At 65.0% G+C, this 25,887-nt stretch carries 24 protein-coding genes and 1 riboswitch; of the genes, 23 read left to right on the top strand and 1 reads right to left on the bottom strand.

Annotation, left to right across the window (positions count from 1 at the left end; all coding sequences use genetic code 11):
• The first annotated feature begins 4 nt into the window (after positions 1 to 4).
• The 14 genes from C7G42_RS30745 to C7G42_RS30685 all read left to right on the top strand — a co-directional run bounded on the left by C7G42_RS30745 (position 5) and on the right by C7G42_RS30685 (position 12,886).
• Complete coding sequence (locus C7G42_RS30745) at positions 5 to 1,138, top strand: zinc-binding dehydrogenase (RefSeq protein ID WP_106952640.1); 1,134 nt, start codon at positions 5 to 7, stop codon at positions 1,136 to 1,138.
• 116 nt (positions 1,139 to 1,254) lie between these two features.
• Positions 1,255 to 2,253 (top strand): MBL fold metallo-hydrolase, encoded by a 999-nt coding sequence (locus C7G42_RS30740; protein WP_106952639.1) that lies wholly within the window; start codon positions 1,255 to 1,257, stop codon positions 2,251 to 2,253.
• Positions 2,254 to 2,470: 217 nt separating this feature from the next.
• Positions 2,471 to 3,022 (top strand): NADPH-dependent FMN reductase, encoded by a 552-nt coding sequence (locus C7G42_RS30735; protein ID WP_106952638.1) that lies wholly within the window; start codon positions 2,471 to 2,473, stop codon positions 3,020 to 3,022.
• A gap of 156 nt (positions 3,023 to 3,178) precedes the next feature.
• Complete coding sequence (locus C7G42_RS30730; RefSeq protein ID WP_028141594.1) at positions 3,179 to 3,496, top strand: FtsB family cell division protein; 318 nt, start codon at positions 3,179 to 3,181, stop codon at positions 3,494 to 3,496.
• Between the two features lie 315 nt (positions 3,497 to 3,811).
• Positions 3,812 to 4,834 (top strand): pyruvate dehydrogenase (acetyl-transferring) E1 component subunit alpha, encoded by a 1,023-nt coding sequence (gene pdhA / locus C7G42_RS30725; RefSeq protein WP_106952637.1) that lies wholly within the window; start codon positions 3,812 to 3,814, stop codon positions 4,832 to 4,834.
• A gap of 29 nt (positions 4,835 to 4,863) precedes the next feature.
• A complete protein-coding gene (locus tag C7G42_RS30720; RefSeq protein WP_106952636.1) occupies positions 4,864 to 6,252 on the top strand; it encodes a pyruvate dehydrogenase complex E1 component subunit beta in 1,389 nt (462 codons plus the stop codon).
• A gap of 3 nt (positions 6,253 to 6,255) precedes the next feature.
• The gene (locus tag C7G42_RS30715) at positions 6,256 to 6,558 is read left to right on the top strand and encodes a DUF5076 domain-containing protein (RefSeq protein WP_027529768.1); all 303 of its coding nucleotides are present in this window, start codon (positions 6,256 to 6,258) and stop codon (positions 6,556 to 6,558) included.
• Positions 6,559 to 6,560: 2 nt separating this feature from the next.
• Positions 6,561 to 7,013 (top strand): nucleoside deaminase, encoded by a 453-nt coding sequence (locus C7G42_RS30710; protein WP_028141599.1) that lies wholly within the window; start codon positions 6,561 to 6,563, stop codon positions 7,011 to 7,013.
• 62 nt (positions 7,014 to 7,075) lie between these two features.
• Positions 7,076 to 8,437 carry a pyruvate dehydrogenase complex dihydrolipoamide acetyltransferase gene (locus C7G42_RS30705; RefSeq protein ID WP_106952635.1) on the top strand — a complete coding sequence of 454 codons (1,362 nt, stop codon included), beginning with the start codon at positions 7,076 to 7,078 and terminating at the stop codon, positions 8,435 to 8,437.
• 22 nt (positions 8,438 to 8,459) lie between these two features.
• Positions 8,460 to 8,693: a hypothetical protein gene (locus tag C7G42_RS30700; RefSeq protein ID WP_106952634.1), complete on the top strand. Its 234-nt coding sequence runs from the start codon at positions 8,460 to 8,462 to the stop codon at positions 8,691 to 8,693.
• Between the two features lie 17 nt (positions 8,694 to 8,710).
• Positions 8,711 to 10,132 carry a dihydrolipoyl dehydrogenase gene (lpdA, locus tag C7G42_RS30695; RefSeq protein ID WP_106952633.1) on the top strand — a complete coding sequence of 474 codons (1,422 nt, stop codon included), beginning with the start codon at positions 8,711 to 8,713 and terminating at the stop codon, positions 10,130 to 10,132.
• 13 nt (positions 10,133 to 10,145) lie between these two features.
• A complete protein-coding gene (locus C7G42_RS34920; protein ID WP_147250309.1) occupies positions 10,146 to 10,457 on the top strand; it encodes a hypothetical protein in 312 nt (103 codons plus the stop codon).
• A gap of 33 nt (positions 10,458 to 10,490) precedes the next feature.
• Positions 10,491 to 11,732: a threonine synthase gene (locus C7G42_RS30690; protein ID WP_106952632.1), complete on the top strand. Its 1,242-nt coding sequence runs from the start codon at positions 10,491 to 10,493 to the stop codon at positions 11,730 to 11,732.
• A gap of 182 nt (positions 11,733 to 11,914) precedes the next feature.
• The gene (locus C7G42_RS30685; protein WP_106952631.1) at positions 11,915 to 12,886 is read left to right on the top strand and encodes a tripartite tricarboxylate transporter substrate binding protein BugD; all 972 of its coding nucleotides are present in this window, start codon (positions 11,915 to 11,917) and stop codon (positions 12,884 to 12,886) included.
• Between the two features lie 109 nt (positions 12,887 to 12,995).
• Here C7G42_RS30685 and C7G42_RS30680 read toward each other — a convergent pair whose 3' ends face one another.
• Positions 12,996 to 15,179: a lytic transglycosylase domain-containing protein gene (locus C7G42_RS30680; RefSeq protein ID WP_106952630.1), complete on the bottom strand. Its 2,184-nt coding sequence runs from the start codon at positions 15,177 to 15,179 to the stop codon at positions 12,996 to 12,998.
• Between the two features lie 321 nt (positions 15,180 to 15,500).
• On the opposite strand from C7G42_RS30680, the gene C7G42_RS30675 reads away from it, so the two are divergent.
• The 9 genes from C7G42_RS30675 (at position 15,501) to C7G42_RS30640 (ending at position 25,605) form a co-directional block, all read left to right on the top strand.
• A complete protein-coding gene (locus tag C7G42_RS30675; RefSeq protein ID WP_106952629.1) occupies positions 15,501 to 17,237 on the top strand; it encodes an adenylate/guanylate cyclase domain-containing protein in 1,737 nt (578 codons plus the stop codon).
• A gap of 105 nt (positions 17,238 to 17,342) precedes the next feature.
• Positions 17,343 to 17,519, top strand: coding sequence for a hypothetical protein (locus C7G42_RS35550; protein ID WP_199581227.1), 177 nt, complete (start codon positions 17,343 to 17,345; stop codon positions 17,517 to 17,519).
• A 148-nt stretch (positions 17,520 to 17,667) separates the two neighbouring features.
• Positions 17,668 to 17,871 (top strand): hypothetical protein, encoded by a 204-nt coding sequence (locus C7G42_RS30670; protein WP_106952628.1) that lies wholly within the window; start codon positions 17,668 to 17,670, stop codon positions 17,869 to 17,871.
• 95 nt (positions 17,872 to 17,966) lie between these two features.
• The gene (locus C7G42_RS30665; RefSeq protein WP_245428073.1) at positions 17,967 to 18,230 is read left to right on the top strand and encodes a hypothetical protein; all 264 of its coding nucleotides are present in this window, start codon (positions 17,967 to 17,969) and stop codon (positions 18,228 to 18,230) included.
• A gap of 82 nt (positions 18,231 to 18,312) precedes the next feature.
• Positions 18,313 to 18,537 (top strand): hypothetical protein, encoded by a 225-nt coding sequence (locus C7G42_RS30660; RefSeq protein ID WP_106952626.1) that lies wholly within the window; start codon positions 18,313 to 18,315, stop codon positions 18,535 to 18,537.
• Between the two features lie 103 nt (positions 18,538 to 18,640).
• Entirely contained in the window at positions 18,641 to 21,934 is a 3,294-nt protein-coding gene (locus tag C7G42_RS30655) for an ATP-binding protein (protein ID WP_106952625.1), read from the top strand.
• Positions 21,931 to 22,368, top strand: a complete 438-nt coding sequence (locus C7G42_RS30650) for a response regulator (RefSeq protein ID WP_106952624.1) — start codon at positions 21,931 to 21,933, stop codon at positions 22,366 to 22,368. Before C7G42_RS30655 ends, C7G42_RS30650 begins: the two co-directional genes overlap by 4 nt.
• Before the next feature lie 28 nt (positions 22,369 to 22,396).
• A riboswitch (cobalamin riboswitch) is annotated at positions 22,397 to 22,610 on the top strand.
• A gap of 114 nt (positions 22,611 to 22,724) precedes the next feature.
• Positions 22,725 to 24,962: a TonB-dependent receptor gene (locus C7G42_RS30645; protein WP_106952623.1), complete on the top strand. Its 2,238-nt coding sequence runs from the start codon at positions 22,725 to 22,727 to the stop codon at positions 24,960 to 24,962.
• A gap of 61 nt (positions 24,963 to 25,023) precedes the next feature.
• A complete protein-coding gene (locus C7G42_RS30640; RefSeq protein WP_106952622.1) occupies positions 25,024 to 25,605 on the top strand; it encodes a hypothetical protein in 582 nt (193 codons plus the stop codon).
• Positions 25,606 to 25,887 lie beyond the last annotated feature (282 nt).

The following is a 25,887-nucleotide window of genomic DNA, read 5'->3' as shown; positions in this document are numbered from 1 at the left end:
CGACATGAGCGACGGCACATCCGGACTGCAACTGCGTTCGCTGCTGAAGAAGAGCGGCGAGCTGGAATTGTCTCTCGTGAACGTCCCGACCCCGGAGCCGGCTGACGAGGAGGTCGTCGTCCGCGTCGAGGCGACGCCAATCAACCCCTCCGACCTCGGCCTTCTGATCGGGCCCGCCGACATGTCGGCCGCCAAGGTCTCCGGCACCAAGGAGATGCCGGTCATCACCGCGACGATGCCGGAGGCGGCCATGCGGATGATGGCAGCCCGGCTCGATCAGTCGCTGCCGGTCGGCAACGAGGGCGCCGGCACGGTCGTCCGGACCGGATCGTCGGACGCGGCAAAGGCGCTGATGGGCAAGACGGTGTCGATGATCGGCGGCGCGATGTACACGCAGTACCGCGTGCTGAAGGTCCGCGACGTCATGGAGCTGCCGGCGGGCACCACGGCCGCCGACGGTGCGTCATGGTTCGTCAATCCGCTGACCGCGCTCGGCATGACCGAGACGATGCGGCGCGAGGGCCACAAGGCGCTCGTGCATACGGCGGCTGCGTCCAATCTCGGCCAGATGCTCAACAAGATCTGCATCAAGGACGGCATCGCCCTCGTCAACATCGTCCGGAGCAAGGAGCAGGCCGACATCCTGCGCAAGATCGGCGCCAAGCACATCGTGGATTCCAGCGCGCCGAGTTTTACGGACGATCTCACCAATGCGCTGGTCGAGACCGGCGCCACGATCGCCTTCGACGCCATCGGCGGCGGCAAGCTGGCGAGCCAGATTCTGACCGCCATGGAAGTTGCGGCCAACAAGACCGCGAAGGAATACAGCCGCTACGGCTCAAACGTGTACAAGCAGATCTATATCTACGGCAGCCTCGACAACCGTCCGACCGAATTGAGCCGGTCGTTCGGACTGACCTGGGGCGTCGGCGGCTGGCTGTTGACCCCGTTCCTCCAGAATATCGGTCCGGCCGAGATCGGCCGCCTGCGTCAGCGCGTGGCGTCCGAGCTCAAGACCACCTTCGCCAGTCATTACACCAAGGTGGTGTCGCTGACCGAGGTGCTCGATCCCGCCAACATCGCCGTCTACGCCAAACGGGCCACCGGCGAAAAATTCCTCATCAACCCAAATAAATAATCGTGATCTGCGACGGCAGGTCACCGCAGGAAGGGCTTGCCTTCTGAGCCCGGCGGCGGATTATTCCGCCGCCATTCAATGCGGAAAACCGCAAGGGCTCAGAAGAGGACCTCTCCATGACCGATCTCAATCGCCGTTATTTGCTTGCAGGCGCCGCTGCCGTCGGTGCTGCCGCAATCACCGGCCTTCGACCGGCCGCCGTCAATGCCGCGGTGCCGCAAGCCGGGACGCAGGCGCCGGGCTTCTATCGCTACAAGGTCGGTGCTTTCGAGTGCACTTCGATCAACGACGGCGCGCGCACCTTCCCGATGCCGGACAAGTTCGTCGCCAACAAGCCGAAGGAGGAAGCGTTGGCCGCAGGCGAGGCGGCCTACATGCCGAAGGGCATGGTCACGGTGCCGTTCAACCCGCAGCTCATCAATACCGGCTCCAAGCTGGTGCTGATCGACACCGGCAACGGCGTCGCCAATCTCGAGGCGAGCAAGGGCGCCGTCGGTCGCACGCTGCAAAATCTCCAGGCTGCCGGCGTCGATCCCAAGAACGTCGACGTCGTGCTGCTCTCGCATCTGCATCCCGATCACACCAACGGCATCCGTCTCGCCGACGGCGCGCTCGCATTTCCCAATGCGGAGATCATGGTGCCGGGCAAGGACTGGGAGTTCTGGACCAGTGAGGACAACGCGGCCAAGGCCGAGTCCAACCCGATGATGAAGAACTACTTCGCCAACGTGAAGAAGACCTTCGCCGGCCTCGAGTCCAAGGTCACCAAATTCGAGTGGGGCAAGGAGGTCGCGCCGGGCATCACCTCGATCGGGACGCCTGGCCACACGCCGGGCCATACCTCGTTCGCCGTCGCCTCCGGCGATGCCAAGGTGCTGATCCAGTCGGATGTCACCAACATTCCGGAATTCTTCCTGCGCAATCCCGACTGGCACGTGATGTTCGACAACGATGCCGCGCTGGCACAGGAAACGCGCCACAAATTCTACGACATGGCGGCGGCCGAGAAGGCGACCGTCATCGGCTTCCACTTCACGTTCCCCTCGGTCGGCCATGTCGTAAAGGACGGCGCCAAGTACCGCCTGATCCCGTCGGCGTGGAATCCGACGATCTGATCGAGGTTGGACATTTGCGATAACATCAGGCCGCCGCCTGGCGGCCTGATCTGTTTGGAACGAACGTTGCGGCTCAATCGTAGCCCTGAGTGCCCAAACGGCTGCTTTCGCGAAACGCAGCGTTTCTAAATCCGGCCGGTTCATGCACTTGCATCCATCGCGCGAGATCGTTTAAGTGCCGTCACGGCACTCCAGCTCAAGCCCTCAAGGACACCTCATGGCCTACAACATCGTCACGATCGCCGGCAGCCTGCGCAAGGACAGCTTCTCGCTGAAGATCGCCAATGCGCTGGCCAAGCTTGCGCCCGATACGCTCAAGCTCGAGGTCGTCACGCCGGCCGGCATCTCGTTCTTCAACCAGGACCTCGAGGGCGCGCCGCCCGCGGACTGGCTGGCCTTCCGCGACAAGCTGCAGAAGTCTGACGGCGTCATTTTCGTCACGCCGGAATACAACCGCGCCATCCCGGGCGTGCTGAAGAACGCCATCGACGTGGCCTCGCGCCCCTATGGCAAGAGCTCGTTCAACGGCAAGCCGGTCGGCATCATCTCGAATTCACCGGGCCCGCTCGGCGGCGTCAGCGCCGCAAAGACGCTGCAGAACATCCTGCCGGGTATTTCCGGCCCGATCATGCAGCAGCCGGAGGCCTATCTGAACGCGGTCGGCGATGCCTTCGACGCGGACGGCAATCTCGTGAAGGAGGCGCTGAAGCCGGTGCTCCAGGCCTATATCGACGCCTTCGCCGCGCACGTCGCCAAGCACCACGGCTGAGGCCTCACTCTCTCCGTCATGGCCGGGCAAAAGCGCGAAGCGCGTCTTCGCCGCTGGACGTCCCGGCCATGACGTCGTGACCCGGCATGACGAGAAGTGTTGGGCGTAGGGGGGGCAATTAGCACTCCCTTAACCAACCTGTCCCATCTTCCCAAGATGGTCTCCCGCGCGCGCCTGAAATCGATCCTGACCGGTCTTGCCCTCTATGCGATGGCAGCGGCCATCGTCGGTTATTTCGGCGTCAACGCCTACACCGGCAAATACGGCCTCAACGCGCGCCAGGAACTCGACCAGGAGATCATCGCGCTGACCAGCGAGCTGGCCCAGCTCAAGCGTGAGCGTGCCAGGAGCGAGCAGCGGGTGTCGCTGCTGCGGTCCGAGCGGATCGACCCCGACATGCTCGACGAGCGGGCGCGCTTCCAGCTCGACTACGTCAATCCGCGCGATCTCGTTCGGATGATCCCGGCGAAGTAGTGCGGGCTCGGCGCGCGCTGCTGCCTCCGCGAGCCCAGCGACCTCTCACTGATTCCATCGATCCGACGCGATCAGGATATGCGCAGAGCGCGTTGCCGTCGCGCGAATGACCTCGGCGTGTCTGCGATCTGGCTCTCCACACACCTTGCCGTGAGTTTGGAGCTAATGTTGCCCGATGAGCGCCAAACATTGTGCAATATTTCGACCACGTTGCAGTGCGGCATAACGAAACTTGCCCCGCATGGCTGCGGTGCTTTCCAAGGGCGTTTGAGTTGGGTTAGAGAGGACGAAAGTTTTCTCTGACCCGGAATTCCCATGGCCGCACCCAAGAAAGCCGCCGCAACCACTCCACAAGACAAGACCGACGGCGGTTCGCCCCCGGAATTCACCAGGGAGCAGGAGCTCAAGGCGCTCCGCGACATGCTCCTGATCCGGCGGTTCGAGGAAAAAGCCGGCCAGCTCTACGGCATGGGCGCGATCGGCGGCTTCTGCCACCTCTATATCGGCCAGGAGGCCGTGGTGGTCGGCATGCAGATGGCCCTGAAGCAGGGCGATCAGGTCATCACCGGCTATCGCGATCACGGCCACATGCTTGCCACCGGGATGGACGCCAACGGTGTCATGGCCGAGCTCACGGGCCGCCGCGGCGGCTATTCCAAGGGCAAGGGCGGCTCCATGCACATGTTCAGCAAGGAGAAGCACTTCTACGGCGGCCACGGCATCGTCGGCGCCCAGGTCTCGCTCGGCACCGGTCTCGCCTTCGCCAACAATTATCGCGGTAACGGCAATATCAGCGTCACCTATTTCGGCGACGGCGCCGCCAACCAGGGCCAGGTCTACGAGAGCTTCAACATGGCCGAGCTCTGGAAGCTGCCGGTGATCTACGTCATCGAGAACAACCGCTACGCCATGGGCACCTCGGTCTCGCGCGCCTCGGCGCAGCAGGACTTCTCCAAGCGAGGCGCGTCGTTCAACATCCCCGGCAAGCAGATCGACGGCATGGACGTCCGCGCCGTCAAGGCCGCGGGCGAAGAGGCTGCGGCCTGGTGCCGCGCCGGCAAGGGCCCCTTCATCCTCGAGATGCAGACCTACCGCTATCGCGGCCACTCGATGTCCGACCCTGCAAAATATCGCACACGCGAGGAAGTCGAGAAGGTCCGCCACGACCAGGACCCGATCGAGCAGGTGCGCAACCGCCTGTTGGCCGCCAAGGTCAGCGAGGCCGACCTCAAGGCGATCGACGCCGAGGTGCGCGACATCGTCAACGCGTCCGCCGATTTCGCCCAGCATGATCCCGAGCCGGATGCCGCCGAGCTCTGGACCGACATTTACCGCTAAACGCGCGCAAGCTTTCTTTTGGAGTCGATATGCCAATTCAAGTGCTGATGCCCGCGTTGTCGCCCACGATGGAGAAGGGCAACCTTTCCAAATGGCTGAAAAAAGAGGGTGAGACGATCAAATCCGGCGACGTGATCGCCGAGATCGAGACCGACAAGGCGACCATGGAGGTCGAGGCGACCGACGAGGGCACGCTCGGCAAGATCCTGATCCCCGAGGGCACCGCTGACGTCGCGGTGAACACGCCGATCGCGACCATCCTCGCCGACGGCGAAAGCGCTGACGACCTCGCCAAGGCGTCCGCGCCGGCGAAGCAGGAGAAAGCCGCGGAGTCCGCACCGCCTGCTGCTGCGAAGGCCGAAGCGCCGGCGCCCAAAGCCGCGCCAGCGCCGCAGGCCGTCGCCGAGCCCGACCCCGAAGTGCCCGCCGGCACCGAGATGATCACGCAGACGATCCGCGAAGCCTTGCGCGATGCGATGGCCGAAGAGATGCGCCGCGACCCCGACGTCTTCGTGATGGGCGAAGAGGTCGCCGAATATCAGGGCGCCTACAAGGTGACGCAGGGCCTGCTCCAGGAATTCGGCGCCAAGCGCGTGATCGACACCCCGATCACCGAGCACGGCTTTGCTGGCGTCGGCGTCGGTGCCGCCATGACGGGCCTCAAGCCCATCGTCGAGTTCATGACCTTCAACTTCGCCATGCAGGCGATCGACCAGATCATCAATTCCGCTGCCAAGACGCTCTATATGTCCGGCGGCCAGATGGGCTGCTCGATCGTGTTCCGCGGGCCCAACGGTGCGGCCGCGCGCGTCGCCGCCCAGCACAGCCAGGATTATTCGGCCTGGTACTCGAACGTCCCGGGCCTCAAGGTCGTCGCGCCGTTCTCGGCCGCCGACTACAAGGGCCTGCTCAAGGCCGCGATCCGCGATCCCAATCCGGTGATCTTCCTCGAGAACGAGGTGCTTTACGGCCACACCGGCGAGGTGCCCAAACTCGATGATTTCATCATCCCGATCGGCAAGGCCCGAATTGCGCGCTCCGGCAGTCACGTCACCATCGTCTCGTGGTCGAACGGCATGACCTACGCGCTGAAGGCCGCCGACGAACTCGCCAAGGAGGGCATCGAGGCCGAGGTGATCGATTTGCGTACGCTGCGCCCGATGGACACCGAGACCATCATCAACTCGGTGAAGAAGACCGGTCGCGCCGTCACGGTGGAAGAGGGCTGGGCCCAGAGCGGGGTCGGCGCCGAGATCGCCGCGCGTATCATGGAGAACGCCTTCGACTATCTGGACGCGCCGGTTGCGCGCGTCTCCGGCAAGGACGTGCCGATGCCTTATGCGGCAAACCTGGAGAAGCTCGCGCTGCCCTCAGTGGCCGAAGTGGTCGAGGCCGCCAAAGCCGTCTGCTACAGGTAGACCATGGCGGGCCCGAAGGAGCAGCCGTTGCCACCCGACGTCCTCGCCCGCGACGACGCGGTCGAGATCCTGCGCGTGTTCGTGCTGGACGGCGGGCTGTCGATGGCGTTCCAGCGGGCCTTCGAGGAGCCCGACATGTGGGGCTTGCTGCTGGTCGATCTCGCCCGTCATGCTGCGCGTGCTTATGCGCGCGAGAGCGAATATACCGAAGAGGACGCACTGAACCGGATCCTGGAGATGTTCCAGGCCGAGATCGAACGTCCGACCGACACCGGCACCACCACGCCGCGCGGCAAGGGGCACTGACCGTGGCGATCGAAGCTCATCATTTCGATTTCATGCTGGAGGCGATCCGCGAGGCGGAGGCCTCGATCGCGCAGGGTGGCCTGCCGATCGGCGCCGTGCTGACGCGCGACAACAAGATCATCGCCCGCGGCCACAACAACCGGGTGCAGGAGAACAATCCGATCCTGCACGGCGAGATGAGCTGTCTGCGCGAGGCCGGCGCGATCTCGTTTCATGACACCGTCATGTACACCACGCTGTCGCCGTGCTCGATGTGCGCGGGCGCACTGGGGCTGTTCAAGGTCAAGCTCGTGGTGATCGGAGAGTCCGTCACTTTCGAGGGATCCAAGGACATCCTCGACAAGTTCGGTATTCCCTGGATCGATCTTGCCGACGACCGCTCCATCACAATGATGAAGAATTGGCGTTCCATCCCTGCCAATGAGCGCCTCTGGCAGGGCGACATCGGCAACTAAACCTGGTCTGTTCGTCCTCGCTTCCGGGGGCGAATTTTTGCAAAGTTTGTCTTGAGGTCAGCATGCCCATCAACATCCTGATGCCCGCTCTCTCGCCGACGATGGAGAAGGGCAACCTCGCCAAATGGCTGAAGAAGGAAGGCGATAAGGTCAAATCCGGCGACGTCATCGCCGAGATCGAGACCGACAAGGCGACCATGGAGGTCGAGGCGATCGACGAGGGCACGATCGCCAAGATCCTGGTCCCCGAGGGCACGCAGGACGTCCCGGTCAACGACGTGATCGCGGTGCTCGCCAGCGAGGGCGAGGACGTCAAGGCTGCGGGTGCCGCCAAGCCCAGCGCTTCGGCCGCGCCTCCGAAAGCAGACAAGCCCGCTGAGGCTCCTGCTGCGGCTCCCGCAGCAGCGCCTGCCGCGCCCAAAGCTGCCCCGCCGCCCGCTGCTGCACCTGCGCCGCAGGCCGCAGCACCGGCCGCGCAGAGCAACGGCCACGCCGGCCGCGTGTTCTCCTCGCCGCTGGCGCGGCGTCTGGCCAAAGAAGCCGGCATCGATGTCGGCATGGTCACTGGCACCGGCCCGCACGGCCGCGTGGTCGCGCGCGACGTCGAGCAGGCCAAGTCCGGCAAGGGTCTCAAGACCCCCGCTGCGGCACCGTCCGGCGGCGCACCCTCGATTGCACCCACCATGTCGGACAAGCAGATCCTGTCGCTGTTCGAGCCCGGCTCCTACGAGGTCGTCCCGCATGACGGCATGCGCCGCACCATCGCGCAGCGCCTGACCGCGTCGATCCAGAACGTTCCGCACTTCTACCTGACCATGGACTGCGACATCGGCAAGCTGCTCGCCGCGCGCGAGGAGATCAACGCCGCCGCGCCGAAGGACAAGGAAAAGAAGCCGCTCTACAAGATCTCGGTCAACGACTTCGTCATCAAGGCGATGGCGGTCGCGCTGCAGAAGATCCCGAACTGCAACGTCAGCTGGACCGAAAGCGGCATGGTCAAGCACCACCATTCGGACGTCGGCGTCGCGGTCGCAATGCCCGGCGGCCTGATCACGCCGATCATCCGGAAGGCAGAGACCAAGACGCTCTCCACCATCTCCAACGAGATGAAGGATTTCGCCGCGCGCGCTCGCTCCCGTAAATTGAAGCCCGAGGAATACCAGGGCGGCACCACCGCCGTCTCCAACCTCGGCATGTACGGCATCAGCCACTTCACCGCCGTGATCAACCCGCCGCATGCCACCATCCTCGCGGTCGGCACCAGCGAAGAGCGGCCCGTCGTGCGCGGCGGCAAGATCGAGATCGCGCACATGATGAGCGTGACCCTGTCCTGCGATCACCGCGCCATCGATGGCGCGCTCGGCGCCGAGCTGATCGGCGCCTTCAAGCAGCTGATCGAAAACCCCGTGATGATGATGGTCTGACGCCGCGGCAGAGGGGGCAATTTTGCATGTCCGTACCCGCTGGCCATGGATATCGCTGCTGCTCGGCGCCGTCGTCGCGCTCAACCCGATTGGGCTCGATTTTCTGCACTCTGCGTTCCTTGCCGGCGAGCAACTGGCACGGAACATCGCTCAGCCGATCGTGCTCACCGCGCTGGCCGTGATGGCTCTGGTGGTGATGCTTGAATGGCTGATGAGGTCTTTTCTGGTCAAGCGCCGCGCTCGCGGCGCCTCTTGAGTTGAACGGGAGCCGCCATGGCCGACACATCCTTCGACGTCATTATCATCGGCTCCGGTCCCGGCGGCTATGTCGCCGCGATCCGCGCCGCCCAGCTCGGCCTCAAGACCGCGATCGTCGAGAAGTCCTATCTCGGCGGCATCTGCCTGAACTGGGGCTGCATCCCGACCAAGGCACTGCTGCGCTCGGCCGAGATCTACCACTACATGCAGCACGCCAAGGATTACGGCCTGTCGGCGGACAACATCTCGTTCGATCCCAAGGCGGTGGTGCAGCGCTCGCGCGGCGTCTCGAAGCGGCTCAACGACGGCGTCGGCTTCTTGATGAAGAAGAACAAGGTCAGCGTGATCTGGGGCTCCGCCGCGATCGACGCCCCCGGCAAGATCACCGTGAAGAAGTCCGACGCCGAAGCGCCGAAGGGCGCGCTGGGCGAGGGAAGCTATCAGGCCAAGCACATCATCGTCGCGACCGGCGCGCGTCCCCGCGTGCTGCCGGGGCTCGAGCCCGACAAGAAGCTGGTCTGGACCTATTTCGAGGCGATGGTCCCGGAGAAGATGCCCAAATCGCTGCTGGTGGTCGGCTCCGGCGCGATCGGCATCGAGTTCGCCTCGTTCTTCCACACCATGGGCTCCGAGGTCACCGTCGTCGAGGTGCTGCCGCAGATCCTGCCCGTCGAGGACGCCGAGATCGCTGGCCTTGCGCGCAAGCGGCTCGAGAAGCAGGGCATCAAGATCATGTCCTCGACCAAGGTGACGAAGCTTGAGAAGAAGGCCGATAGCGTCGTCGCCACCATCGACGACGGCAAGGGCAAGCCTGCCACGACAGAGTTCGAGCGTGTGATCTCCGCCGTCGGCGTCGTCGGCAACATCGAGAATCTCGGCCTCGAAAAGCTCGGCGTGAAGACCGACCGCGGCTGTGTCGTGATCGACGGCTACGGCAAGACCAACGTCCCCGGCATCTACGCGATCGGCGACGTTGCCGGTCCCCCGATGCTCGCCCACAAGGCCGAGCATGAGGGCGTGATCTGCGTTGAGGCGATCAAGGGCCTGCATCCGCATCCCATGGACAAGAACCTGATCCCGGGCTGCACCTATTGCCACCCGCAGGTCGCCTCAGTTGGCTTGACGGAAGCCAAGGCGAAAGAGGGCGGCCGCGAGATCCGGGTCGGCCGCTTCCCCTTCGTCGGCAACGGCAAGGCGATCGCGCTCGGCGAGGATCAGGGCCTGGTCAAGGTCATCTTCGACAAGAAGACCGGCCAGCTGCTCGGCGCCCACATGGTCGGCGCGGAGGTCACAGAACTGATCCAGGGTTACGTCGTCGCGATGAACCTCGAGACGACCGAGGAAGAGCTGATGCACACGGTGTTCCCGCATCCGACCCTGTCGGAGATGATGAAGGAGGCTGTGCTGGATGCGTATGGGCGGGTACTGAATATCTAGAGCAGGACCTGCAATGGCGGCTTGTGACGATTGGTCGGAGGCGGGCAACGATATCCTTGCGCCGGAATTGCTCGCCAAGGTTCGCGAATTTTCGGAGCGTGAACCGATTATTCTGGAGCACCGAATGTATGCAGGAAGTTCTGCTCCATTGATGCTAATCTTCGACGAATACGAAGACTTTATAGGTCATCTGGGAACGCGCGCCCGTCCCGGGGATCATCTTCTTATTTGGGGGTATTCCGGTCTTTGCAGAGACGATAACATCGCGGTCGATGCAAAGTACCCCGATGCTGCGGGCCGGACCCCGCACGGTGGTTCTTATTGAATATCTAACTGCAACCCAAACGAAAGAACAGTTGTGAAAGACAACGACAATCTCACCATCGAACGCCCGACCTTCGTCACCCATCTCGAATGCGCGATGGAGGGCGATCATTACGCCGCCGACCAGATCCACAATCTCTCCAAGGCCGGTAAGCCGCTTCTCGTCCGCTACGACCTCGCCGGCGTGAAGAAGGCGCTGACCAAGGACGCGTTGGCCCAGCGCCCCGCCGACATGTGGCGCTACCGCGAGCTGCTGCCGGTGCGCAAATGCCATGACATCGTCTCGCTCGGCGAGGTGACCACACCGCTGATCCGCCTTCCCAAGCTGGCCAAGAAGCTCGGCGGCGGCGAGATCATCGTCAAGGACGAGGGGCGGCTGCCGACGGGATCGTTCAAGGCGCGCGGCCTGGTGATGGCGGTGTCGATGGGGAAGGCGCTCGGCGTCAAGCACATGGCAATGCCGACCAACGGCAACGCGGGCGCTGCGCTCGCGGCCTACGCGACGTCCTGCGGCATCAAGACCACGATCTTCTGCCCGGCCGATACGCCCGAGGTGAATGTCAGCGAGATCGAGCTGCAGGGCGCCACCGTCTACCGCGTCAACGGCTATATCGACGATTGCGGCAAGATCGTCGGCGAGGGCAAGGCCAAGGTCGGTTGGTTCGACACCTCGACGCTGAAGGAGCCGTACCGCATCGAGGGCAAGAAGACGATGGGCCTGGAACTCGCCGAGCAGCTCGGCTGGGACGTGCCCGACGTGATCTTCTATCCGACCGGCGGCGGCACCGGCCTGATCGGCATGTGGAAGGCGTTCGACGAGCTGGAGAAGATCGGCTTCATCGGCTCGAAGCGCCCGCGCATGGTCGCGGTGCAGGCCTCCGGCTGCGCGCCGATGGTGCGCGCCTATGATGCCGGCACCGAGCATGCGACGCGCTGGGAGGACGCCCACACCATCGCCTCGGGCATCCGCGTGCCGCAGGCAATCGGCGATTTCCTGATCCTGCGCGCCGTGCGCGAGAGCAAGGGCTTCGCCATCGCGGTCGACGACGACAAGATCTCGGCGGCCCTGAACGAGGTCGCGCGCGAGGAGGGGCTCTTGCTGTGCCCCGAAGGCGCCGCCACCTATGCCGCCTACAAGGATAGCCTCGCCGACGGCCGCGTCTCGAAAGCCGACCGCGTCATGCTGTTCAACTGCGCGACCGGCCTGAAATATCCGTTGCCGAAGGTCGACCGCACGCTCGATCGCCACAAGCCGATCGACTACACGCAGTTCTAAAGACCTCTCCCTCTCCCCGTTCTTGCGGGGAGAGGGTCGGGGCGAGGGGCCTCTCTCCGCGAATGAGATCGTCGTGAGATCTGTACTCCCTCACCCGAATTCGCGCTGCGCACGAATTCGACTTCTCCCCGCATGCGGGGAGAGGTGAAGAAAAACAACAATGACATTGCTGGGAGAAGACAATGACGAAGGCCGTCTGGGCTGCGCTGTTCGCTGTTCTCGCTGTGACCGGCGCCGCGCGCGCCGATGACTATCCCACCCATCCCATCACCATCATCGTGCCCTTCGCGGCCGGCGGACCGTCGGATGCGATGGCGCGTGTGCTCGCCGAGCGGATGCGCATTGCGCTCGGCCAGCCCCTCGTGGTCGAGAATGTCACCGGCGCGGGCGGCTCGATCGGCGTTGGCCGTGCCGTGCAGTCGCCGCCGGACGGCTACACCATCTCGTTCGGCCATCTCGGCACCCACGTCGCCAACGGCGCCGTCTACAAGCTCAAATACGACCTCGTCACCGACCTCGAGCCCGTGGTGCTGCTGCCGAGCAACCCGATGATCGTCGTCAGCAAGAACACGGTGCCTGCGACGTCGCTGAAAGAGCTGATCGAGTGGCTGAAGTCCCGGCCGTCGCCGCCGACGGCGGGCACCGCCGGCGCGGGCTCCGGCAGCCACATCGCCGGCGTCTATCTCGAGAGCGTCTCCGGCATCAAGCTGCAATACGTGCCGTATCGCGGCACCGCGCCGGCGCTGAACGACCTCATTGCCGGCCAGATCGACGTCATCGTCGACCAGACCTCCAACTCGATCGCCCAGGTTCGCGCCGGCACTATCCGCGCCTATGCCATCACCGACGACAAGCGCCTGGCCTCCGCGCCCGATATACCGACCGCCGAGGAGGCGGGCCTGAAGGGCTTCAACATGACGCTGTGGTCGGGCCTGTGGGTGCCGAAGGGCACGCCGAAGGAGATCGTGACCAAGCTCAACGCCGCCGCCGTGGAGGCGCTGAACGACCCCGCCGTGAGGAAGCAGCTCGAAGGCCAGGGCCTGGAGATGACACCGAAGGACCAGCTCACCCCCGAAGCGCTCGGCGCCCGCCAGAAGGCCGAGATCGCCAAATGGTGGCCGATCATCAAGGCTGCGAACATCAAGGTGGATTGAGGCAGGATCTCGTAGGGTGGGCAAAGCGCAGCGTGCCCACCATCCTGGTTGATCTGAGAACGGCGGGCACGGCGCAAGTGCGCCTCTGCCCACCCTACGACTCCGGTAGCTAATCCGCCGGCGTCGCCTTCGCGCTGGCGTCCTTCGTCACCACGCGCTCGTCGCTCTTGCCGGCGACCATGCCGCTACCCTCGAACCGGGCGCGGTACACCAGCACGTTCTCCATTACGCGCTGGACGTAGTTGCGCGTCTCCGACAGCGGGATGCGCTCGACCCAGTCGACCGGATCGACGTTGGGATCCCGGGGATCGCCGCGGGCCTGCACCCATTCGCGCACGCGGCCGCGGCCGGCATTGTAGCCGGCGAAGGTCATGATCTGGTTGCCGCGATATTCCGACAGCAGCGCGCTGAGCTCGGCCGCGCCCATCTGCGTGTTGTAGACGGGATCTGAGACCATCTTGCCCCAGTCGTAAGTCAGGCCGAAGCGCTTGGCGGTGTCGCGGCCGGCTTCGGGCGTCACCTGCATCAACCCGACCGCGTTGGCCGCCGACTTGTCGCGCTGGTCGAACGAGCTTTCGGTACGCGCCACCGAATAGATCACGCTGGTCTCGATCGCGGGTGCGACCTGCTGGTGCGCGGGGATGCCGATGGTCGGGAAGGCGTAATGGTCGAGCGCAAGCCCGCGCGCCAGCGCCGACTTGCCGACCTCCAGCATGACGCGCGCGTCGCTGCGCTGTCCGGCCAATGCGCCGAGTGCTTCGAGGGCCGCGACGTCGGTGCTCTCCCGGGCGAAATCCTCGGCGTAGTAAAACACCGTGTCGCGCTCGCCAATGCCGTAGAGCATGTCGGCGGCACGCACGCGCTCGTCCGCGGGCGGGGTGTCGAGCGCGGCCAGCACGGGCGAGGGCGGCCGCAGTTCGATGCGGTCGAGGCCGAGCTTGGCGCGCGCGAGCTGGCCGTAATAGGCGGTCGGATAGCGCGCCGCCGCACGGTAGCTCAGGCGCGCATCGGCGCTCGCACCCATCGCCTCGGCGGCGCGGCCGCGCCAGTAATTGGCACGCGACAGCGCGATCGGATTGGCCGAGCCTTCGTCGATGGCGGCGAAGTGCACCATCGCCGCCTGGGGATCGCCAAGGAAGCGCAGCGCGATCCAGCCGCACATGAAGTGATAGTCGACGCGGTAGACTTCCTTGTCGGGCACCGCGGCCGTGCGCACCACGTCATACGCCGTTTTGAACTTGCCCTGGTCGAGCAGCTTGCGCGCGAGCTGGCGACGCTCGCGCCACCAGGCGTCGGTGTCCTGGGCGGCCATGGTGTCGGGTGCGGCGGCCAGGATCAATTCGGCGGCGTCGTCGATGCGGTCCTTCTGCAGGTGCCATTGGGCGCGGCACAGCACATAGCCGAGATCGCGGCGCGCTTCGGCCGGGACGTCTTCGAGATCATCCCCGGCCTTGCTGGCTTTGCCGGTCACGGCGGCGCAGGCCTTGACGATCGCGAGCGCATCCTCGCCGAGCCGTTTTGCGGCGCGCCGGGCGCCGGCATAGTCCTTGGCGCCGAGCCGCTTGTCCATGCGGGCGCGATGATCCTCGGTGGTGAGGAGATCGCGGAACGCCTCGTAACCGTCTTCCTCGCTGCGCTCGGACAATTCGTCGGTGCGCCAGGCCTCGCGCACGAAGCGCGTGGCCCTGTCGGTATCGCCTTCCGTGAGCAACACGCGGGCGAGGGCGAACTTACCCTTGGCGCTGGTCGGGCGGTCCATGGTGAATTTGTGCACGGTGGCCGCGTCGGCCTTCTCCTGCCACAGCCGCGCCTCGGCGCGGCGGCGGAGCAGGGCGCTGCTCGGCCAATCCGGATTGGCGGCGAGGAAGGCGGCATAACGCTTGAAATTCGCCGTGCTCTCGGAATGGCGCAGCATGAACCAGTCGGCGAGCTTCTGTCCGGCGGGATCGACGATGCGCTCGCGCGCCGCGCTCGCATCATCGGTCTTGCCCTTGCGTGTAAGGTCGATCGCATCCTTCAGCGCGGCGAGGTCGCCGGTCAGCGGCGGAGCGGCCGGCTTCGCCGACGACTCGTCGTCGGTCTTCTTCGACTTGCGCTTGGCCTCGGCATGCTTGCCATGGCGGGATTTCACCGCAGCATGGCGCTGCTTGACCGCCTTGCTGCTCGCCTTGGCCTCATGCGACTTCTTCGGCGCGGACGATTTGTGGCTGCTCTTCGCCGCCAGCTCGGTGGGGAGGAGTGCAACTGCTGCGACGGCAACGAGACACGCGAGCGAGCGTAGGCACTGGTTCATTCCATGGTCCCCCCTGCGAAACCATTACAAACCAAGGTCCGCGACGACAGGCGGCTTGAGAATCAAAGACACCGAACGATGCCACGACATCGTTTCGCATTCCTCACGCTGTCGCAACAATGCGGCAAAATACGGATTGGAACTGGGGAACTTCCGAAGGCGCGGAAAGGGCAGTGCCTTCAACCTTCGTTAACGCATTCGGGTTGTATGCGACTTCCAACGGCTCACGACGTCACGGGCGAGCAGATGCGCATGTTCCCAAGGCCAAATCCGGTGTATTGAGTTCCCAGTTCCATCCTCTTGGCCATTGCCCCCGCACCTATGCCGATTTTCAACCAGTCGATCCGGCGCAAGATCGTCGGCATCGCCCTCGGATTGATCGTCCTGATGCTGGTCACCTCGATCCTGTCGATGGTGATGTCGAGCCAGGTCGGCGTCCTGCTGGACGAACTGACCAGCCGCTACATCCCGGCCTATAGCCATTTGGCCCGTGCCAACGTCCGCTCGCTGGAGCGGGCGCTGGCGCTGCGGCGGATGGTCATGATCAGGATGGGTTCGCCGTCGGACGAGGAATCCTATGCGGCGCGGCTTCGCGACTTCGAGGCCTTGGACCGCAAGTTTGAGGAGGAGGCCGAAAGCGCGCGCAAGCTCATCAATGCGATCATCGACGATCCCAGGACGCAATCCGACAATGCCGCGCTGGCACGGATCGACGTTCGCATCGAGACCGCCGTCGCCGAGCTGAGGCGCGATCTGGACGAGGGCAATGCGAAGCTGCTCAAGCAGGTCGAAGCCAAGGAGATGACCGAGGCGCGGGGCACGCTGGAACAGCTCGACGGCTTGCGCGATGCGTTCAACCGCAAGGTCGATGCGATCCGCGCCGATATGCTCGCCCAGGTCTTCTTCTCGACATCGCAGGTGATCAGCCGCCAGCGTCAGGCCATCGTCGTTTCGGGCGTCGTGACCTTGCTCGCGGCGATCGTCGGCTTCGCCTTCGCGCTGTTGGTGTCCAGCGGCATCACGCGTCCGGTTCGGCTGCTGCTCGCCGGAGCCCGCGAGGTCGAGGCGGGCCGCTTCGACAAGTCCATCACCGTCTCCACGCAGGACGAGATCGGCGAGCTTGCCGCGGCGTTCAACCGCATGACCGAGCAGCTCAGGCACAACGAGCGCATCCGCGAGACCTTCGGCCGCTACATCGATCCCAAGGTGGTGCAGGGCCTGATCGACCGGCCCGAGGTCGCGATCGACGGCGAGCGCCGGGTCATGACCATCATGTTCTGCGACATGAGCGGCTTCACCGCGATGAGCGAGGGCATGACGCCGCGCGGCCTCGTCAAGGTGATGAACCATTATCTCACGGTGATGTCCGCACCCGTCAGGAGCAATCGCGGCATCATCGACAAATATATCGGCGACGCCATCATGTCCTATTGGGGCCCGCCCTTCGTCGAGGAGGACGAGCAGGCACTCCTTGCCGGCGTCGCAGCCATCGAGATGGCCGACCAGATGCCCGCGTTGCAGCGTCAGCTGCCCGACCTGCTCGGCATTCGCGCGATGCCCGCGCCGTGCGATTTGCGGATCGGCATCGCCACCGGCGAGGTCCTGACCGGAAGCATCGGCTCCGAGCTGATGATGAGCTTCACCGTGATGGGCGATGCCGTGAACCTGGCCTCGCGGCTGGAGGCCGTCAACAAGGTCTACGGCACCCGGATCCTGATCTCGCAGGCCACGGCCGAGGCGATCGGATCGCGGCTCGAGCTGCGCGAGATCGATCGTCTGGCGGTCGCCGGCCAGAGTGCGCCGCAGGCGATCTTCGAGGTAATGGCGCGGGCGGGCGCGCTCACCGGCGCACAGGACAGCCTGCGCGCGCACTATGCCGAAGGGCTCGCGGCGTATCGGGCCCGGCGGTTCGACGAGGCGCGCGCCGTCTTCAATGCCGCGCTCGAAGTCGTGCCCGGCGACGGCCCATCGCGCACCATGCTCGGCCGCATCGCGCAATTCGAGGCCAGCCCGCCGAAGGAGGGGTGGGACGGCGCCTGGCGGCTGGACAGCAAATAGGCTGCCGCACGGGAAAAATTGATTCTACTCGATAACGATGTTCGCCGTGACCTATTTCCCGGGCTTAGGTTGAATGTCCTTGAGGCGTTTGATGGGGACACGCCGATGACAGAACTTCAGGACAGGCTGGAACGGTTCGAGACGCTCACCGCCGAATGCGAGCTGATCGCCAAGCTCGCCACCGACAGCACCAAGCGCGAGTTCTATCTGAAGCTTTCGGAGCAGTACCGTCAGCTGGCGGTGGACATGCGGCAGGCGATCGCGACCCAGGCTGCGGCCTGACGCCGGCAATCCGTTCTTAAGGTTTGGCGCGCATCCTGGCGGGATGCGAGCGTCGCGCATCCACGATTGCTCGCAGTGGGAATGCCGGGCTTCGTTGCAATGCAGCGCACCCCGTGAACATCATCGCCATGCCTGACAGGGCAATCCCATGCGCCTCGTTGCCGTGATCATCATCGCGCTCATGACGGCGGCCTGCGGCCAGGAGCAGGACATCACCGGCTCGACCTGTCCGCTGCGGAACTATAGCTACAATCCCCGTGACATGAACCAATGCGTCAGTGCCTGCAAATCGTGTGATCGCGGCACCACGGTCACCTGCACCACCTCCTGCACCCTCAAGGGCGCGCGCTGAGCTGCCGTTCTCGTGGCGCACCCGGTGGCGGTGCCCGGGCACCGGAACGATTCACATGGGTTAGCCATTGAAGGGCAGGCAGGCCGCGGAGTCCGATGAAAATGGGTATGCTCGATCCCGGTCGATTTCTGGTGTCGTGCTCGCATTGCGATGCCTGGCCGATGGCGGTCAATGTGAAGCGGTCGAGCTGGATGGCAACCCCGCACGAGGTCCGCTTCGTCTGTACGCGCTGCCACCGCGAGGAGACCGCGATTGTCTCGGCCTCCGGCGAATTGACCCCGGTCAAGCGCGTCGATGTGCCGCCCCGCGACGTCGCTGTCGCCTGGGCCCAGGCCCAGCGGTCCCGAGGGCGAGCATGACCCCGGTTCGACTTTTCCGGATGGAACCCGACCGCCCCCATCAGCGTTTTGTGCTTGGACACTAATGTGAGGGGCTGGACGAATGATCGGCGAGCATTTCGACACCCGGACGCGGATCAACATGAAATTGGCGCTTGATCGGATCTGCCGCGAGCGTCCGGCGGGTGAGGATCACGGTTTCCGCCGGTCGGTGGCAGAGAGCATCATCCGCTGCGCGCTCACGGGACGCACCGGGATCGGCCAACTGGTCGATGCCGGTGAACGGGCGGTGATCAAGACCGGTTCGACAAGGCATTCGGCACAGTGACAATTGCGTGCGCGCGTCGCGTGCGTCGGGGCCCCCAGTGAACAGTGCTGTCGAGCCAACAACGGCGAGGGCTCCCGCTGATTTCCTCTCAGGCGGTGGAGAAATGGGTGCACGCATGCGCGCCCACGACTGGACCAGCACTCCGCTCGGGGAGCCGCAAAACTGGCCGCGCAGCCTCAAGACGGCCGTCCGCATCATGCTGACCTCGCGCCAGCCGATCTGGATCGGCTGGGGACGGGAGCTGATCTATCTCTACAACGATGCCTACAAGTCGATCATCGGCGGCAAGCATCCCTGGGCGCTGGGCCGGCCGACCGCGGAAGTCTGGCGCGAGATCTGGACCGACATCGGCCCGATGCTCGCGACGGCGATGGGAGGCGACGAGGGCACTTACGTCGAAGAGCAGCTTCTGATCATGGAGCGGAGCGGCTATCCGGAGGAGACTTATTACACCTTCTCCTACAGTCCGGTTCCCGATGACGACGGTATGGTCGGTGGCATCATCTGCGCCAATACCGACGATACCCGCCGTGTCATCGGCGACCGGCAGCTTGCGCTGCTGCGCGAGCTTGCGGCGACGACCGCCGAAACGCGTAGCCTCCCGGAGGCTTGCCGCCGATCGAGCCTTGCGCTCGCAACGGACACGCGCGACGTGCCGTTCGCGCTGATCTATCTGGTCGAGCCCGACGGACGCGAAATCGCGCTGGTGGGCAGGTGCGGTATCGATGCCGACCATCCCGCGGCGCTGTCGCAGCTTCCGATGGAGGGGCCGTCGCTCTGGCCGCTTGCCGAGGTCATCCGCGAACAGAAGCCGCAGGTGGTCTCCCATCTCGCCGCCCGCTTCGGGGCCGAATGCCCGCGCGGCGCCTGGGACGTGCCGCCGCGGCAGGCGGCTGTGATCCCGATTCCGGCCCGCGGCGAGACGGCCCGCAAGGGCGTGCTCGTCACCGGTCTCAATCCGTTTCGGCTGTTCGACGACGACTATCGCAATTTTCTCGAACTCGCGGCCGGCGAGATCGGTGCCAGCCTGGCCAATGCGCAGGCCTATGAGGAGGAGCGTCGACGTGCCGAGGCGCTGGCTGAGATCGACCGCGCCAAGACGACGTTCTTCTCCAATATCAGCCACGAGTTCCGCACCCCGCTGACCCTGATGCTGGGCCCGATCGAGGACGCGCTCAACGATACCTCGCTGACATCGCTGCCTGAGGTGCAGCGTGAGCGGCTCGACATCGCGCATCGCAATTCGCTCCGCTTGCTGCGGTTGGTGAACAGCCTGCTCGACTTCTCCCGCATCGAGGCGGGACGGGTGCGGGCGAGCTTCGTTCCGACCGATCTTGCCGCGTTCACCGCCGAACTCGCCTCGAACTTTCGCTCGGCGACCGACCGGGCCGGTTTGCGGCTGACCATCGCCTGTCCGGCGCTGCCGCACGACGTCCACGTCGATCGCGAAATGTGGGAGAAGATCGTCCTCAACCTGTTGTCCAACGCGTTCAAGTTCACCTTCGAGGGCGAGATCGCGGTCGAGATGGGCACCAGCGCCGACGGCAAGTCGGCCGAATTGCGCGTGCGTGACACCGGCACGGGTATCCCGCCGGACGAACTGCCGCATCTGTTCGAGCGCTTTCATCGCATCGAGGGAGCGAAAGGACGCACGTTCGAAGGCAGCGGTATCGGGCTCGCGCTGGTGCACGAGCTGATCAAGCAGCACGGCGGCGCCATCACCGTCGCGAGCGAATTCGGCCGCGGCAGCGTCTTCACTGTTACGATCCCGTTCGGATCGGCTCATCTGCCGGCAGAGCGTGTTGCCGGCCGCCTTGCGACGACCCTGACGACCGGAAGCGGAGTCGAAGCCTATGTCCAGGAGGCGCTGCGCTGGCTGCCGCAGGACGAGGGCGCAACGGATCTGCGCAGTGATCTCACGCTGGAGGGCACGAGTGAGACGCCGGACGCCTCCACACGTGGCAGCGGCGAGCGCATCATCCTCGCGGATGACAACACCGACCTGCGCAACTATGTCAAGCGTCTGCTCGAAGCCCAAGGCTACAGGGTGGAGGCCTTCGCCGACGGGCAGGGCGCGCTGGATGCCGCGAGGCACCATAGGCCCGACCTCATCCTGTCCGACGTCATGATGCCGCGCCTCGACGGCATTGGGCTGCTGAGCGCATTGCGCAGCGACGACAATCTGCGCGGATCGCCCGTCATCCTGTTGTCGGCGCGCGCCGGCGAAGAGGCCCGCGTCGAGGGGCTGGAGGCCGGCGCCGACGACTACGTCAACAAGCCGTTCTCGGCGCGCGAATTGTTGGCGCGGGTGCGCGCCAACTTGCAGCTGGCGCGCATTCGCAGGGATGCCGAGGAGATCCAGCGCCGCCAGGCCGCGCGGCTTGAGGCTGTCGTCAGCACCGTGCCGACCGCGGTCTGGTTCACCCACGATCGCGAGGCGAAGCGCGTTTTCGGCAACGCCTATGGAGCGCGGCTGTTGCGGGTCCGGCCCGATAGCAACATGTCGCTGTCGGCGCCCGAGGACGAACGTCCGGTCTTCCGTGTGCTTCGCGATCGCGTCCAGGTCGAGCCGTCCGAACTGCCGCTCCAGCGCGCGGCCCGCGGCGAGGAAGTCGCAGGCGAGGAACTCGAGCTCTCTTTCGAAGACGGCTCCTCGGCCACCGCAATCTTCCAGGCGTCTCCGATCGTCGACGCCGCCGGTGTGTTCCAGGGCGCGGTCTGTGCGGCCATCGACATCACCGAGCGCAAGCGGCAGGAGCGCCATCGCGAACTGCTGGTCAACGAGCTCAATCACCGCGTCAAAAATACGCTGACGACAGTGCAGTCGTTCGCGCTCCAGACCTTGCGTAACGCATCCAGCCTGGCGGATGGGCGCAGGGCGTTCGATGCGCGATTGATCGCCTTGTCGAAGGCACACGATGTGCTCGTCAGGGAAAATTGGGAGGCGGCGGAGCTGAGAGAGGTCGTGACCGAGGCTCTCGCCGCGCATGCCGAGCCGGAGAGTGCGAGGCTCAATTTTGGCGGGCCCGATCTGCGCATGCGGCCATCGGCTGCACTTGCCATCTCGATGGCCCTGCACGAACTCGCGACCAACGCCGTCAAGCATGGCGCCCTGTCGAACAGCTCGGGGACCGTCGACCTCGCCTGGAAGGTCGACGATCGCTTCGAGTTGTGCTGGACCGAACTGGGCGGTCCCCCCGTGGTCCCGCCGTCGCGGCGCGGGTTCGGCACCCGCCTGATTCAGCAGGGGCTGCCCCACGAATTCGGCGGCGCCGATGTCGATCTGCGCTTCGCGCCCGAAGGCGTCGTTTGCGTCATTCGCGCGTCGCTTCAAGAAATCCGCGCCAGCCTGGGCGGATTTGATATCTCAACAACGGCTGCCGGGAGGCCCTCATGAAATCTGCAACCGATCTGGCTGGCCAGCGGGTCTTCCTCGTCGAAGACGAGTCGCTGGTGATGATGCTGCTCGAGGATTCCCTCGTCGATGCCGGCTGTGAGATCGCGGGCATGGCCTCGCGCGTCGATGACGCGCTCGAGAAGGCGGCTGCGCTCTCGTATGATGTTGCCGTCCTCGACGTCAATCTCAACGGGCGGCAGACTTTCGAGGTCGCGCGCTGCATCGCAGAACGCGGCATCCCTTACGTGTTCGCCACCGGCTACGGCCCTGCGAGCCTGCTTGCGGACTTCCGCCACGTTCCGATCCTGCAGAAGCCGTTTCAGCAACAGGACCTGGAGACCGCGCTCCGCCAGGCTTTGGCGGCGCCTGAAGAGCGGAACGAGGCCGCTCGCCTTGACGAGCTTCCAGCCACGCCGACCTGTTCCTTGGCGTAGCCGTCGATTGACTCGCCGAGGCGTTGGCCCCTAAATGATTGGCGACGGTTCTCCTCAGGGAGATCAAAAGGGAATGTGGTGCGGGACGTCCCAACGCCGGGATTTGTCTCAACGCCACGGCTGCCCCCGCAACTGTAAGCGGTGAATCTTTCGTCTCATGCCACTGGGAAACTCGGTCCTGGGAAGGCGACGCAAGGTAACGACCCGCGAGCCAGGAGACCTGCCGTCAGCCGTGGTCACACGCGAGGATGTCGGTCGGGGAGTACAGACATCGGCTTCACCGGAGCAATCCATCGCTTCGCCGTGAAACCTCGTTCGCTGTGACGTGCCACTGACGTCATACCGAGGTTGCAATCGTGTCCCGTGTTGTCTCTGCCGCCAGACGCCTCGGCGCCGGCCTGCTCGCATCGGTTTCCTTCCAATCGCTCGATCTGTCGCCCGCCTTCGCCCAGCGGGTCCTGGCCGAGCAGTTGCCGACGATCGAAGTGACCCAGCCCACCGATCAGAACCGCACGCGCGCCAGGGCAACGGGTGACGGCGAGGCGACCAGGCGCCGTGCCACGGCGGATGTCGCGCCGACGGGAAATGGCGTCGGCTCATCCGGCTCCGGCGGTGAGGCTGCCGCCGGCAACGGCGGCATCGTCGGGGCTGCCACGACCGTCATCACGGCCGCGGATATCGCGCATTCGCCGTCGCAGACGCTTGCCGAGATCATCGCGACGCAGACGCCAGGCGCCCAGATCACGACGTTCTACGGCGGCCCGATCGCTGCCAAGACCGGCGTGGACCTGCGCGGCTTCGGCGCCTTTGCCACTGCCAACACGCTGGTGCTGGTCAACGGCCGGCGGCTCAACGACGTCGACATGGCGCAGGTGGACCTCTCCACCATCCCGCTCAATTCCATCGAGCGCATCGAGGTCACGCGCGGCAATTCCGGCGCGGTGCTCTACGGCGACAATGCGGTCGGCGGTGTGATCAACATCATCACCAAAACTGGCGTCGGCGGACCGCCCGTGAGCGCGCGCATCGAGGCCGGCTTCGGCTCGTTCAACACCAGGCTTGGCAATGTCTCGACCTCGCTCAATTCCGGCCCGTGGTCGACGTCGTTCTATGCCAACACGGTCAGGACCGACGGCTATCGCGACAACAATCGCTATTCCCAGCAGAATGGCATCGGCAACCTCAACTACACGACGCCAGGCCTGACTGCTTTTCTCACCGTCACCGGCGACAATCAGGAGCTGCGACTGCCGGGCGGCCGCACCGTCGATCCCTCCATCGGCCTCGACGAGCTCACGGCCAACCGGCGAGGGACGAGCACGCCGTTCAACTACGCCAACCAGCAGGGTTTCAGCGCGACTGCGGGCTTCACCAAAACCCTGGTCAACGGCGTCGATCTCATCGTCGATGGCGGCGTGCGCGACAAAAAGCAGCAGAGCGCGTTCTTCTCCAGCCCGGCGCCGGTTCCGGCCTTCTTCACGTCGACCTATGTCGGCTCCCATCTGACGAATTGGTCGATCACGCCGCGGCTCAGCGTGAAGAGCCTGCTGCTCGGCATGCCGTCGCAGCTCCTGACCGGCATCGACTATTACGATGCGAGCTTCGAGCAGAACCGCGGCGCCGGGCAGGGGCTCGCGGCCTGGCACAATTACGATCTCAGGCAGCAGACGGTCGCGGGCTATTTCCAGCACACATTGGGGGTAGCGCCCACCACCGACGTCTCTTACGGCGCGCGGGTGCAGACCATCAGTCTTGCGGCACGCGACAATTTCGACCCCGCCGCGCCGTTCAACGCCGACATCGGTGCGCTGCCGCTGACGAGCAGCGAGACCCAATATGCGCTGCATCTCGGGACCGAGCATCGCCTCAATGACGTGGTCTCGCTGTTCGGCCGCGCCGCGCGCGCGTTCCGCACGCCTGACGTCGACGAGCGCCTGTCCTCGGGGCCGTCCTTCGATCCCTTCACCTTCGCCGCGATCCCGCAAACGTTTCAGCTCAAGAACCAGACCTCGGAGGACATCGAGGGCGGGCTGCGCATCAAGAGCGGCGGGTTGCAGCTGCAGAGCAGTGTGTATCTGATGGATCTCACCAACGAGGTCCATTTCAGTCCGGTCCTGTTCTACAACACCAATCTCGATCCGACCCGCCGCTACGGCTCGGAGACCAGCCTGTCCTACCGCGTCAATGATGCTCTGCTGCTGCGCTCCGGCATGGCCTATACCCGTGCCGTCTTCCGCGAGGGCATCTGGGCCGGCAACGACGTGCCGCTGGTGTCGCGCTACACCGCGAGTGCGAGTGTCACCTGGAACATCTGGCAGGACTATGTGGTGCTCGATGCCACCGCGCGGTTCTGGAGCGAGCGGCGCATGGACAACGACCAGGCTGGCACGCAGAGGCCGATCCCCGCCAACGGCACCATCGATCTCAAGCTCGGCGGCCGATATGAACGCTATTTCTGGTCCCTGAGCGCCAACAATGTGCTGAACGCGCTCTACTACGACTACGCCATCGCGAGCACCTTCACCGATGGCCGCTTCAGCGCCTATCCGCTGCCCGGCCGCACCTATCTGCTCAAGGCCGGTGCAACGTTCTGATTTGCGTCAGGGCTGTCAGGCGCCCAACTGAACCCGACCTTAAAGAGAAGGAGATACAACCATGGCTCTCGGGATCCTGCCGTCTCACGGCGACCGCTTCCGGCTTCACCCGGTCGCGCCGCGCCTTGCGCCGATGTTCTGCTTTGCGCTGCTGACGGCCTCATGCGCGCTCGCCAGCTTTGCGTTCGCCTGTGCAACGCCGTTTGCGGCCTTCGCGGTCGTCGCCGCGGCAATGCTGCCGCAGCGTCCGGCGCTGCTCGTCGTTATCGGCGCCTGGCTCGTGAACCAGACCATTGGTTTCAGCGCGCTGCATTATCCCGTTGACGCCAGCACGATTGCCTGGGGCTTTGTCATCGGCGCGGCTGCGGTTCTGTCGACCTTGGCAGCGTCGACAGTGCTCGGCCTGCTGACGCAGGGCCGCACGCCGCTGTTGCTGGCGATCACGCTCGTCGCCGCCTATGGGATTTACGAGCTCGCGCTGCTGGCCGCGACACCGTTCCTCGGCGGCGAGGGCACTTTCACCGCCGCGATCGTGACGCGCATCGGCCTGACCAGCGCCGCCTGGCTCGCCGGCCTCGTCGCCGTCTGCGAGATCGTCCGGTTGGTCCGCCCGGCCCGACGCAAGGGGGCGATGTCGGCCTGAGCGGACGATCGCTACGGGACCATGCCTGTGTCGCCGCGTGTCAATCCACGCGCGCGAAAATATTCCACTTTACCGAAATTCGGTTTCGGCGTATGTGTCGCTCATCCCGGCTCACCAAGAGGGGCGACTTGAAGTCGTCATGTTCGCGAGCCGGGCTTGCGATGGACGCGGCAGCGTCGGCACGAGAGGTGCGGGCAGGGCGGGTAGTCCCTGTGAGCCCGAGGCTTCGTGCGGACGACGGCGCTGTCAGGCTTCGTCTCGCTCGTAAGTTTCCGGCTCCGT

It is taken from the genome of Bradyrhizobium sp. MOS003, from assembly GCF_003020125.1.
In the GTDB taxonomy this organism is placed as follows: Bacteria; Pseudomonadota; Alphaproteobacteria; order Rhizobiales; family Xanthobacteraceae; genus Bradyrhizobium.
Note: the sequence above shows the minus strand (reverse complement) of the source record. Positions and strands in the feature narration are given on the sequence as shown.

Coding starts and splice junctions, on each gene's coding strand:
- C7G42_RS30745 (WP_106952640.1), top strand. CDS start 5: ATGAGCGACGGCACATCCGGACTGCAACTGCGTTCGCTGCTGAAGAAG.
- C7G42_RS30740 (WP_106952639.1), top strand. CDS start 1,255: ATGACCGATCTCAATCGCCGTTATTTGCTTGCAGGCGCCGCTGCCGTC.
- C7G42_RS30735 (WP_106952638.1), top strand. CDS start 2,471: ATGGCCTACAACATCGTCACGATCGCCGGCAGCCTGCGCAAGGACAGC.
- C7G42_RS30730 (WP_028141594.1), top strand. CDS start 3,179: ATGGTCTCCCGCGCGCGCCTGAAATCGATCCTGACCGGTCTTGCCCTC.
- pdhA (WP_106952637.1), top strand. CDS start 3,812: ATGGCCGCACCCAAGAAAGCCGCCGCAACCACTCCACAAGACAAGACC.
- C7G42_RS30720 (WP_106952636.1), top strand. CDS start 4,864: ATGCCAATTCAAGTGCTGATGCCCGCGTTGTCGCCCACGATGGAGAAG.
- C7G42_RS30715 (WP_027529768.1), top strand. CDS start 6,256: ATGGCGGGCCCGAAGGAGCAGCCGTTGCCACCCGACGTCCTCGCCCGC.
- C7G42_RS30705 (WP_106952635.1), top strand. CDS start 7,076: ATGCCCATCAACATCCTGATGCCCGCTCTCTCGCCGACGATGGAGAAG.
- lpdA (WP_106952633.1), top strand. CDS start 8,711: ATGGCCGACACATCCTTCGACGTCATTATCATCGGCTCCGGTCCCGGC.
- C7G42_RS34920 (WP_147250309.1), top strand. CDS start 10,146: ATGGCGGCTTGTGACGATTGGTCGGAGGCGGGCAACGATATCCTTGCG.
- C7G42_RS30685 (WP_106952631.1), top strand. CDS start 11,915: ATGACGAAGGCCGTCTGGGCTGCGCTGTTCGCTGTTCTCGCTGTGACC.
- C7G42_RS30680 (WP_106952630.1), bottom strand. CDS start 15,179: ATGAACCAGTGCCTACGCTCGCTCGCGTGTCTCGTTGCCGTCGCAGCA.
- C7G42_RS30675 (WP_106952629.1), top strand. CDS start 15,501: ATGCCGATTTTCAACCAGTCGATCCGGCGCAAGATCGTCGGCATCGCC.
- C7G42_RS35550 (WP_199581227.1), top strand. CDS start 17,343: ATGACAGAACTTCAGGACAGGCTGGAACGGTTCGAGACGCTCACCGCC.
- C7G42_RS30670 (WP_106952628.1), top strand. CDS start 17,668: ATGCGCCTCGTTGCCGTGATCATCATCGCGCTCATGACGGCGGCCTGC.
- C7G42_RS30665 (WP_245428073.1), top strand. CDS start 17,967: ATGAAAATGGGTATGCTCGATCCCGGTCGATTTCTGGTGTCGTGCTCG.
- C7G42_RS30660 (WP_106952626.1), top strand. CDS start 18,313: ATGATCGGCGAGCATTTCGACACCCGGACGCGGATCAACATGAAATTG.
- C7G42_RS30655 (WP_106952625.1), top strand. CDS start 18,641: ATGGGTGCACGCATGCGCGCCCACGACTGGACCAGCACTCCGCTCGGG.
- C7G42_RS30650 (WP_106952624.1), top strand. CDS start 21,931: ATGAAATCTGCAACCGATCTGGCTGGCCAGCGGGTCTTCCTCGTCGAA.
- C7G42_RS30640 (WP_106952622.1), top strand. CDS start 25,024: ATGGCTCTCGGGATCCTGCCGTCTCACGGCGACCGCTTCCGGCTTCAC.